The sequence below is a fragment of the Paractinoplanes atraurantiacus genome (genome assembly GCF_900215205.1).
GTDB lineage: Bacteria > Actinomycetota > Actinomycetes > Mycobacteriales > Micromonosporaceae > Actinoplanes > Actinoplanes atraurantiacus.
This window is the reverse complement of the sequence record NZ_OBDY01000003.1, coordinates 190,149-200,496: the sequence shown is the minus strand read 5'-3', so window position 1 is coordinate 200,496 and position 10,348 is coordinate 190,149. Positions and strand designations below refer to the sequence as shown.

Below are 10,348 nucleotides of genomic sequence, written 5' to 3'. Positions count from 1 at the left end.
GCGTGTTACGCGGATGTTACGGCAGCCGCTGGGGGCCCTCCGTGCGTCCAGGGAGTGTCGGCCGGATCGGGGAAGGCCGCTCCGGGACGGTAGGCCTCGCTCAAGGTCGTCAGCAGGATCCGCTCACCCACCGCGGGCACGCTCCCCGGCTCGGCGACCAGCTTGCGGCCCATCCCGCCGGAGAGCTCCAACAGCACATCGCACCCGTCCGCGGTCGGCGCCACCGAGATGACCTTCGCCTTCTGCGACGGCCGGGCCGGCGACGTCAGATTCGTGCCGGCCTCGACCCGCACCGGCTCGGTCGTGGCCACCATGATCCGGGGCCGCAGGACGGGCCGCTTGCCGGTGTCGTCGATCCGGTCCGGATTGGCCAGCGTCACCACGCCCGCGAAGGCGGCGCCGGTCAGCCGATGCTCGGCCATGACCAGCGGATCGTCGAAGGCACGCTGCACCGCGTAGCGGGCGGCCGCGTTCTCCAGCCGCTGGAGCCGGGACGCCGCGGCCACCGCCCCGTCGCGGCGCGGCTGCGGGGCGCCGTCCTCGGCCAGGTGCTCGACGAAGGCGGAGTACGTGTCCCGGTCACTGTCCCAGCGCGTGCCGACCCGGGCCCCGGCCGGCAGCGCCCGCAGCAGGTCGAGCGAGCGCCACATCCGCTCCCAGGTCGGCGTCAGCAGGTCGCGCAACACCTCTTCAAGCTCCGGGGACGACTCCGCGATCAGCGGCGCCAGCACCTTGTTGTCGAACCCGGGATCGGTGGCCGGCCCGGCCACCGGCCCGTTCTCGGCCTCGCGGGCCGCCGCCGCGCCCTCGGTGATCCAGGCGAAGAGCGATCCCAGCTGGGCGTCCTCGGCCGCGCTCTGCCCCGTCGTCCAGTGCATGCCGAGCGCCTGGACCGTGTTGGACAGCAACGCCGACCCCGGCATCTCGGCCGCCGAGGCGAGGAAGGTCAGCCACTGCCCGAGCAGCGGGACGGCCGGCGGAACGGGGTAGTCACCGTCCGTACGCCGAAAGCGGGTCGAACGACCGAGAAGCCGGAGAAAGTCGACACCGCCCGGGTTCGGCACCCAGACCTGCGGCGCGTCGACATAGCGGTAGCGCACGTCGCGGCCCCGGTCGACCGCGACCGCCTCGGTCTCGGTGGCGAACGACTCCAGATAGGGCAGCAGCTCCCCGGCCAGCGCGGCGGTGAAGGCGAACCGCTCGTCCCGGTTGCGCGGCTGCGAGACGACCAGCAGGCGCGGCTTCTCGAGCGACGTGCCGATCATGGCGGCCAGCGGCGCGTTGGCCTCGCCGGCCATCGCGAGCGGGATCAGCACCAGCGGATCGTCGCTCACGTGCAGGTGGCGGACGGTGGCGATGGGCTGCGCCTTGCCGGACGCGAACGCCTGCGCCCGGGCGAGCGCGACGAGCGTACTCACGCGGAAAGGGCTTCGTTGCGCAGCCGGGCCGCCGCCGCCAGCAGGGCCGCCGCCTCGGTCTGCTCCGGCGTCGGCAGCACCGTGCCGGCGGCCAGACCGAGCGCCTCGTCGACCGTCGCCACCCCGCCCAGAGCATCGCGCACCGGTCGGCCCAGCGCGGCCGTCGCCCCGGTCGCCTCGTGCCGGCAGTAGACGGACAGCTCGCAGGCCGACAGGCACTCGGGCGCGTACCGCGCCTCCACCGCGGTCAGCGACTCGAGCAGCGCCGGCACCGGCTGGGCCACGTCGAACGTCACCGACGGGGGCAGCTCGTCGATCAGCGACGACACCGACGCGAGCCGGGAGAGCTGCCGCTTGAGGGTCGACAGCTGCTTGCGTACGTCGAGAACCACGGCCGTCGGCTGAAGCGAGAAATTCTCCGGGCACACGAGAACGACGTCGTGGCTGACCCGGTCGTCGCCGAGCAACTGGCGCAGCGCGAGCACGTAGACCGCGGCCTGCACGGCCGCCGACGACACGGCGGCGCTCTCGGCCTGCCCGTCGACGATGGCGAACGACTTGATCTCGACGACCTGCAGGACGTCGCCCCGCTGGGCCGCGATCAGGTCGGGCTCGAGGAAGACGGTCTGGCCGGCCACCGAGAGTGTCAGCAGCGGATGATCGAGCAGCCCGGCGTCACCGTCGGCCAGTACGTCCCGCGTCCGCGTGTGCCGGGCGGTCAGCGTGTCGTCGCTGTCCTCGCCCAGGTCCTCGTAGCGGCCCTCCGGCAAGGAGAGCACCGACCGCAGCAGAGCGCAGTCGTCGGCCTTGAGCATCGCCTCGAAAGCGTTACCCCGGGCCAGCGCGAACCGTGACTGCCCGAAGCTGCCGGGGAAGCCGATCGTCTCGGCCAGCCGCGGCTTGTCGACGCCGGCCGCGTCCAGCACGGCCCGGCGGGTGCAGCCCGGGTTGCCGGTCAGCGCGGCGATCGTCCGCGCGTTGTGCCGCTTGCGGGGCCCGGAGCCCCGCAGCTGATCTACTCGGCTCACTCGCGTCCTCGCTGGTGGGGAACGGCCGGAATCCCGTACAACCGCTGCTCGGCCTCGAGGGAGACGGCGCGCGAGAGCGCAGCCGCGCGCAACGGCTCCTCGGCGGCCTGGGCCGCGCACAGCGACTCCAGCGCCACCCGCGCCCTCTCCGCAAGATCAAGGGATTCGGGCCCATGGGGTACGTCCTGGGCCAGCTCCCGCAGCAGCCGATGCTCCGCAGGCCCGAGCGAGGCGCGCATCGCGATGAACTCGGCCACTCGGATGATCATCGCCAAGGAACAGGCCCGGCGCGCCACCGGCGTCATCAGCCGGCGCTCGAGCGGCCAGTCGGCCAGCGCGATCAGCCCCGGCACCGCGGCGAGATCGGCGTCGAGCGCCGCGCACAGCCCCGCCTCCCGGTCGCGCACGAGCGCGGCGAGGGCCGGCACCGACAGGTCCCCGTCGAACAGGGCCGCGTGCACCTGCGCCACGAGCCGGGCCGGCGCCGGCGCGCCGAGCAGCAGAAGCGCGTGCCGCGCCTGCTCACCGGCGGTGGGTAGCGTGATCGGGATCTTCATGCCGCATCTCTTCGGGTCGAAGGGTAGATCTTCGTACAAGCATCGGCACCCTGTGGACGGATCATCACCTTTCACTCCCGATAGCGATTAACTTCCGCATATCGGACGACCGGCCCGGTCCGCGCTACGTTCGGACTATGCCTAAGGCCATCTGGAACGACGAAGTTATCGCCGAGAGCGACGACACCGTGGTTGTCGAGGGACATCACTACTTCCCGCGCGCGTCCCTGCGCGAGGATGTGCTGACGCCCTCCGACACTCACACCGTCTGCCCCTGGAAGGGCAAGGCGTCCTATTACACGCTCACGGCCGACGGGCACACCACCCCCGACGCCGTCTTCTTCTACCCGGAGCCCAAGCCCGACGCCAAGGCCGTACGCGATCGCGTCGCCTTCTGGAAGGACGTTCGCGTCGAAGCGTGACCGGACGGGGGCCCGCTCACGTCACACGATGCGCGGGTGGGCCTCCTCGATCGAGGACACCTCCAGATAGTCCAGCATGTCCCGCTGCTCCTCCGCATCGAGCGCGCCGAACGCCTCGTACGCGACCTCCCGGGAGTGCTCGGTCTCGGCGGCCAGCAGCGCGATGATCCCCGACCAGGCCAGCGAGACCCGGTCGAACAGCCGCGCCCGGCGCAGCGAGGTCAGCCGGGTCAGCATCGCCACCTTGGTCGCCGCGTCGTCGTCGAGCGCGATCCGGTCGGACAGCTCGAAGAGGGCCTTGCCCCGGTAGGGGTGCTCGGCCTCGACCATCCGGGCCAGCTCGGCGTTCGACATCTGGTCGACGGCGGGCGCCGGTCCGCGCTGCGGGAGCGAGGGCTTGTCACCGGGCACGACTGTCACGACCGCTCTCGTATCCGTTGCCGGGCGCCTGGTGCGGCAGCGACGGCGTGCTCTGAAAGGTGGGGAAGGGCGGCGCCGCGGGCATCACCGGCGCCGGCGGCTCCTCGATCTCTTCGGGAAAGTTCTGCGTGAAGCTGTCCAACAGGGCCTTACCGTCCTCGGTGTCGGCGCCGACCGTCTCGTCGACGGTGGCGGTCACCCGCTCGGCCAGCGCGGCCTGCGCCCGGCGCATGGTCCGCAGGATCTCCGACGAGAGCGCCGCGCCACTGAGCTGCCGCACCCGGTCGTCGAGCCGCAAACCGGTGACGACACCGGGCCCGGCCACCGTGACCGTGACGACCCCGTCGTCGTCCGTCGCGGTCGCGCTGAGCGTCGCGAGGCGCTCCGCGATATTTCCACTCGGCACAGTTTGTCCTCCGTTGCCGACATTCGTGCTGTTGGCGTTCTATGAGATCACGGTGACGCAACGTCGCGCCGCACACCCCTACCCCGCCCGCTCGGCCATCACTCGACCTGGCGACCACCGTAACCTCCACGCAACACATCGACCTCCGCTGTTAGCACCGACGGGTTACGCGACTCTGCTCAAGTCCTCACCCGAGTGGTCGATGGAACGGCCATGGTTCGTTCCGGCAAGGCTATGGACAGGGTGCGGCGCGGTGTCGACGACGCCCTGATCTTCGCTTCGCTCATGGCGCTCGCGTGGCCGCTGGTCTTCGAGCGGCTGACCGAGGAGAACGCGAGCGTGGTCGGCTGGATCCTCCCGATTGCGGGAGTGGTGCTGGTCGGCGCGGCGGTGGCCCGGCTGGCCGACGCCTGGCCCCTGGTGCAGTACGCACCGGTCGCGGCGGCCGTCATCACCGCCGCGGTGCAGCACGGCCGGCTCGGCGGCGCCGATCCCGAGCTGACCTGGCTGATCATCATCGTGGCCGGCATCATCCTGGTCCGGCAGTTCCTCGGTTCGCACACGAACGAGGGGCTGATGCGGGACCTGACCCGGCAGCGCGCCATCCTGGCCCGGCAAGCCTTCCGCGATCCGCTGACCCAGCTCGGCAACCGGGCCATGTTCATGGACCACGCCACTGACGCGCTGGCCGACGACGACCAGACGATGACCGCTGTCGTCCTGTTCGACCTCGACGGGTTCAAGGGCGTCAACGACACGTACGGCCACGCGGCCGGCGACGAGCTGCTCAAGGTCACCGCCGAGCGGCTGAACGCGAACGTGCGGGCCAACGACACCGTCTCGCGGCTCGGCGGCGACGAGTTCGTGGTGCTGCTCCCCCGGCTGGTCGACGACGCGATCGCCGACACGGTGGCCGGCCGGATCCTGCGCGACCTGGAGCAGCCGCTGGAGATCGGCGAGGTGGTGCTGACCATCCGGGCCAGCGCCGGCATCGCCATCACCAAGGGCGGCGAACACGACGTCGACACCCTGCTGCGCGAGGCCGACGAGGCTCTCTACCAGGCGAAAGAAGACGGCAAAGGTGTCGTACGGAGGTTCGACCCGGCCCGCTTCGCCGAGATGGAGCAGCGCCGCCGCGACGAGGCCGACCTGCGCCGGGCATTCCTGGAGGGCCAGTTCGAGGTCTTCTACCAGCCGATCGTCGACCTGGACGGCGAGCACACGGTCGGCGTCGAGGCGCTGGTCCGCTGGCAGCACCCCAACCGCGGCCTGCTGCCGCCGGGCGCCTTCCTGGAGCTGGCCGAGACGATCGGCATGATGCCCAAGCTGGGCCTGTGGATCCTGCGCGAGGCCTGCCTGCGCGCGGTGGAGTGGCAGCGGCAGAACCCCGGCTTCGAGCTGAACGTCAACCTCTCGGCCTCACAGCTGGCCAACCCGGAGCTGACCGACGAGATCCGCGCGGTGATCGAGGAGACCGGCATCCCGTCCGAGCTGCTCGTGCTGGAGCTGACCGAGACGGTCGCGCTGACCGACCTCAAGGAGTCGGCCCGCATCCTGGCCTCGCTCAAGACCCTGGGCGTGCGGATCGCCCTGGACGACTTCGGCACCGGCTTCTCATCGCTGAGCCACCTGGGCGCCCTCCCGGTCGACGTGGTGAAGATCGACAAGTCGTTCGTGCAGGCCATGCACGAGAGCTCGGTCGGCGGCTCGGTGGCCGAGGCGGTCCTGCAGATCGCCCGCACCTTCAACCTGGCCCCGGTGGCCGAGGGTGTCGAGGACCGGGAGCAGGCCGATCGCCTGCGCGAGCTGGACTGCGTGCACGCGCAGGGCTACCACTTCGCCCGCCCGATGCCGGCGGCCGAGCTGACCGGCCTGCTGACCAAGCAGAGCGCCCTCCAACGGGGGTAGGCGCTCGCTCCTCCTGGGCCACCCGGCCACCGTCCGGCCGGGTGGCCCGCTCTCTTACGCTTTCGCCGGCTCGACCGCCAGGCCGATCCCCGGGGCGATCGGCTTGATGCGCTTGCCGGCGAACAGCATCAGGCTCAGCAGGCTGGCCAGCACGGCCAGGGCCCCGGCCCCGTACCAGGCCCAGGTGTAGGCGCCGAGCTGGTCGCGGACCAGGCCGGCGGCGGTGGCCGCGGCGGCCGCCCCGAACTGGTGGGACGCGAAGACCCAGCCGAAGACCACGGCCCCGCGGTCGCCGAAGTACTCCCGGCACAGCGTCACCGTCGGCGGGACGGTCGCCACCCAGTCCAGGCCGTAGAAGAGGATGAACAGCACCATGCTCGGGTGCGCGGTCGCCGCGAACAGCGACGGCAGCACCAGCAGCGACATCCCGCGCAGGAAGTAGTAGCCGCCGAGCAGGATGCGGCTGTCCACCCGGTCGGTCAGCCAGCCGGACAGGATCGTGCCGACGATGTCGAACAGGCCGACGAGCGCGAGCAGGCTCGCGGCCGTCGTCTCGGCCATGCCGTGATCGTGCGCGGCCGGGATGAAATGGGTGCCGACCAGGCCGTTGGTGGTCGCCCCGCAGATCGCGAAACCGCCGGCGAGCAGCCAGAACGGCCGGGTGCGGGCGGCGTCGCGCAGCGAGCGCAGCGCGATCCGGGCCGCGCCCTGCGGGGCGATCGGCTTCGGCTCCTGGTACTCACCGCCCAGCGGGCCGATGCCGAGCTCGGCCGGGTGGTCACGCAGGCGCCACCAGACCAGCGGCACGACCAGCAGCGCGGCGCCGGTGACGGTGAGCGCGGCCGCCCGCCAGCCGTGGCTCTCGGTGAGCGAGGCCAGCACCGGCAGGAAGACCAGGTTGCCGGCCGCGCCGCCGGCGGTGAGGATCCCGGTGACCAGGCCGCGGTGCTTGACGAACCAGCGACCGGTGATGGTGGCGACGAAGCCGAGCGCCATCGAGCCGGTGCCGAGGCCCACGAGCACGCCCCAGAGCAGGACGAGCTGCCAGCTGGTGCGCATGAAGACGGTGAGCCCGGAGCCGGCCGCGACCAGCACCAGGGCCGCCATGATCACGCGGCGGATGCCGAAGCGCTCCATCAGGGCGGCCGCGAACGGTGCGGTCAGGCCGTACAGCAGCAGGTTGACCGAGACCGCGGCCGAGATCGTGCCGAGCGACCAGCCGAACTCGTCGTGCAGCGGGCGGAGCATCACGGAGGGTGTGGCACGGAAGCCGGCCGCGCCGACGAGCGCGACGAAGGCGACCACGGCGACGAACCAGGCCGGATGTATGCGGGTCTTGAGCACGTACACAGTCTGCGAATCCTCATCCGTTCCGACGAGTGGCCGAGAGGCCATCATGCGCAAGAATCGGGCCATGCCCCATCCAACCACCCCACCGACCGCCCTTGACCGGACTGAAGACCGTCATTTGGTTGCAGTCCTTGTCTTAGACGGACTTGTTCCCTTCGATCTCGGCACCGCCACCCAGGTCTTCCGCGCCGCCCGCGACGCCGACCTCCGCCGCCATTACAAAACGGTGGTCTGCGGCCCAGGGCCGGTTCGCAGCTCATCAGGCTTCACCATCACGCCCGATCACGATTTGTCCGTTTTGAACGAGGCCGACACGATCGTCGTTCCCGGTGTCGACGCGGGTACCACCGTGACAGATGGGACTTTGAGGGATGATGTACGCGAAGCCTTGCTGGCCGCCGCGGCGCGCGGCGCGCGAATCGTCTCGATCTGCACCGGCGCGACGGTCCTCGCGGCCGCCGGCCTGCTCGACGGCCGGCCGGCCGCGACCCACTGGGCGTGGGGCGAGACGGTGGCCGCTCTCTACCCCCAGGTGCACTGGAACCTCGACGTCCTCTTCGTCGACGACGGCGACGTGCTCACCTCGGCCGGCGTCGGCGCCGGCGTCGACCTCTGCCTGCACATCGTCCGCGGCGACTTCGGCGCCGAGGTGGCCAACCGTGCCGCCCGCCGCTGCGTGCTCCCACCCTGGCGCGAGGGCGGCCAGGCCCAGTACATCGAGCGCCCGGTCCCCCAGGCCACCGACACCGGCACCGCGCCCACCCGGGCCTGGACCCTCGACCGCCTGGCCGAGCCGGTCAGCCTGGAGGAGATGGCCGCCCACGCGAGCATGAGCGTGCGCACCTTCACCCGGCGCTTCCGTGAGGAGACCGGCACCAGCCCGCGGCAGTGGCTGCTGCAGCAGCGGGTCACCCACGCTCAAATGCTGCTCGAGTCGACCGATCTGGGCGTCGATACGGTCGCCCGCCGCTCGGGCCTGGGCAGCGCCACCGCCCTGCGGCAGCACTTCCAGCAGTCGATGGGCGTGGCGCCGACCGCCTACCGGCGAACCTTCCGGCAACCCGTGCCAACCGGGTCCTAACCGGGCGCGGCTCAGCTAGGTCCGCGTACGTCCGATGGGCAGAGGCAAGCACCGATAGCCGATGCAAAGGACGTCATGGACCAGACCTTCCGCCCGCTGCTGGACGCGCTCAAGCAGATCGGGATCGATCCGCGCGCCGTCGACGCGGCCGCCGAGGAGGCCCAGCGCAGCGGCCGGTCCGTCCGCGCCGTCCTGATCAACGACAACGTCGTCACCGAGGACCAGCTCACCACCGCGGCCGCCGCCGCCTTCGGCATCAACACGGTCGACCTGGTCAGCTTCACCCCCGACCCGGCCGCGCTCAAGCGCATCCCGCTGCCCGTCGTGCTCCGCCACCGCGTCATCGGCCTGTCGATGTCCGACGGCGAACTCGTGGTCGGCGTGACCGACCCCGGCGACGTGGTCGCCCTCGACGACGTCCGGGCCGCGACCGGCATGACTGTGCGCCCGGCCGTGGTCGCCCGCAGCGAGGTCCGCCGGATCATCGAGCGTCTCCAGCGCGAGGCCAGCGACCTGGGCGAGATGGTCGACCAGGAGGACGACCAGTCCGCGATGGCGGCCCAGGCCACCAGCGCCGACGACGCCCCGATCGTGCGCTACGTCAACAACCTGATCGAGCAGGCGGTCATGAACCGCGCCTCCGACCTGCACCTGGAGCCGACCGAGGACGACATGCGGGTGCGCTACCGCATCGACGGCGTGCTGCACGAGGTCGACGTGGTGCCGCGCGGCGTCATGGCCGCGCTGACCTCCCGCATCAAGATCATGTCGGGCGTCGACATCACCGAGAAGCGCGTTCCGCAGAACGGCCGCATCACGGCGCTGATCCGCGACCGGCCGGTCGACCTGCGTACCGCCACCCTGCCCACCGTCTGGGGCGAGAAGATCGTCCTGCGCGTGCTCGACACCGGCGGCATCGATCTCGACATGAACAAGCTGGGCTTCACCCAGCACAACCTGGACCGCTTCGCGGCGTCGTTCACCAAGCCGCACGGCATGGTGCTGGTGACCGGGCCGACCGGTTCCGGCAAGTCGACCACGCTCTACGCCACCCTGGGCCGGATCAGCAAGCCCGAGGTCAACGTGATCACCGTCGAGGACCCGGTCGAGTACCGGCTGCGCGGCGTCAACCAGGTGCAGGTGAACGCGAAGGCCGGCCTGACCTTCGCGGCGGTGCTGCCGGCCATCCTGCGCTCCGACCCGGACGTGGTGCTGATCGGCGAGATCCGGGACGCGGCCACCGCGCAGATCGCGGTGGAGGCGTCGCTCACCGGTCACCTCGTGCTCTCGACCCTGCACACCAACGACGCGCCGGGCGCGGTCACCCGTCTGACCGAGATGGGCATCGAGCCCTTCCTGGTCGGCTCGTCGCTGGACTGCGTGCTGGCCCAGCGGCTGGCGCGGCGGCTCTGCGACTGGTGCAAGGAGGCCTACAAGCCCACGGAGGCCGAGCTGGTCGGCGCCCGCTGGCCGTTCGAGGACCTGGCCGCGCCGGAGGTGCTGTACGCGCCGAAGGGCTGCCGCAACTGCGCCAACACCGGCTATCGCGGCCGCATCGCCGTGCACGAGGTGATGCCGATCAGCCCCGAGATCGAGTCGCTGACGATCCGCCGCGCCTCGGCCAACGAGATCCGCGAGGTCGCCCTCTACCAGGGCATGTACGACCTCCGCGCCGACGGCCTGGCCAAGGCGGCGGGCGGACTGACCTCGGTACGAGAGGTCTCCCGCGTGGCGATCTAGCTTATCCGGTTTTTGAGC

10 protein-coding genes are annotated in these 10,348 nt (G+C 71.3%); 4 read left to right on the top strand and 6 right to left on the bottom strand.

Features of this window, described 5'->3' with window-relative positions; all coding sequences use genetic code 11:
• Positions 1–5 precede the first annotated feature (5 nt).
• The 3 genes from CRP55_RS10225 to CRP55_RS10215 are packed head-to-tail and all read right to left on the bottom strand — an operon-like array spanning position 6 to position 3,003.
• The gene (locus tag CRP55_RS10225; RefSeq protein WP_097319446.1) at positions 6–1,418 is read right to left on the bottom strand and encodes a hypothetical protein; all 1,413 of its coding nucleotides are present in this window, start codon (positions 1,416–1,418) and stop codon (positions 6–8) included.
• Entirely contained in the window at positions 1,415–2,446 is a 1,032-nt protein-coding gene (locus CRP55_RS10220) for a PDDEXK family nuclease (RefSeq protein ID WP_097319445.1), read from the bottom strand. The genes CRP55_RS10225 and CRP55_RS10220 overlap by 4 nt, the downstream gene beginning before the upstream one ends.
• Positions 2,443–3,003 (bottom strand): hypothetical protein, encoded by a 561-nt coding sequence (locus CRP55_RS10215; protein WP_097319444.1) that lies wholly within the window; start codon positions 3,001–3,003, stop codon positions 2,443–2,445. The genes CRP55_RS10220 and CRP55_RS10215 overlap by 4 nt, the downstream gene beginning before the upstream one ends.
• Before the next feature lie 137 nt (positions 3,004–3,140).
• Here CRP55_RS10215 and CRP55_RS10210 point away from each other — a divergent pair, with 137 nt between their 5' ends.
• Positions 3,141–3,425 (top strand): DUF427 domain-containing protein, encoded by a 285-nt coding sequence (locus tag CRP55_RS10210; protein WP_097319443.1) that lies wholly within the window; start codon positions 3,141–3,143, stop codon positions 3,423–3,425.
• 21 nt (positions 3,426–3,446) lie between these two features.
• Here the strand turns inward: CRP55_RS10210 and CRP55_RS10205 are convergent, their stop codons facing one another.
• Together CRP55_RS10205 and CRP55_RS10200 are read right to left on the bottom strand one after the other, a co-directional pair.
• Positions 3,447–3,845, bottom strand: a complete 399-nt coding sequence (locus tag CRP55_RS10205; RefSeq protein ID WP_245922905.1) for a hypothetical protein — start codon at positions 3,843–3,845, stop codon at positions 3,447–3,449.
• Positions 3,826–4,251 carry a YbaB/EbfC family nucleoid-associated protein gene (locus CRP55_RS10200; RefSeq protein ID WP_097319442.1) on the bottom strand — a complete coding sequence of 142 codons (426 nt, stop codon included), beginning with the start codon at positions 4,249–4,251 and terminating at the stop codon, positions 3,826–3,828. The genes CRP55_RS10205 and CRP55_RS10200 overlap by 20 nt, the downstream gene beginning before the upstream one ends.
• 213 nt (positions 4,252–4,464) lie before the next feature.
• Between CRP55_RS10200 and CRP55_RS10195 the strand changes: the two genes are divergently transcribed.
• Complete coding sequence (locus tag CRP55_RS10195; protein WP_245922904.1) at positions 4,465–6,159, top strand: putative bifunctional diguanylate cyclase/phosphodiesterase; 1,695 nt, start codon at positions 4,465–4,467, stop codon at positions 6,157–6,159.
• Positions 6,160–6,213: 54 nt separating this feature from the next.
• Here CRP55_RS10195 and CRP55_RS10190 read toward each other — a convergent pair whose 3' ends face one another.
• Entirely contained in the window at positions 6,214–7,554 is a 1,341-nt protein-coding gene (locus tag CRP55_RS10190) for an MFS transporter (RefSeq protein ID WP_179855130.1), read from the bottom strand.
• A gap of 1 nt (position 7,555) precedes the next feature.
• On the opposite strand from CRP55_RS10190, the gene CRP55_RS10185 reads away from it, so the two are divergent.
• A complete protein-coding gene (locus CRP55_RS10185; RefSeq protein ID WP_438865776.1) occupies positions 7,556–8,590 on the top strand; it encodes a GlxA family transcriptional regulator in 1,035 nt (344 codons plus the stop codon).
• A gap of 75 nt (positions 8,591–8,665) precedes the next feature.
• Positions 8,666–10,330 carry a GspE/PulE family protein gene (locus tag CRP55_RS10180; RefSeq protein ID WP_097319439.1) on the top strand — a complete coding sequence of 555 codons (1,665 nt, stop codon included), beginning with the start codon at positions 8,666–8,668 and terminating at the stop codon, positions 10,328–10,330.
• Positions 10,331–10,348 lie beyond the last annotated feature (18 nt).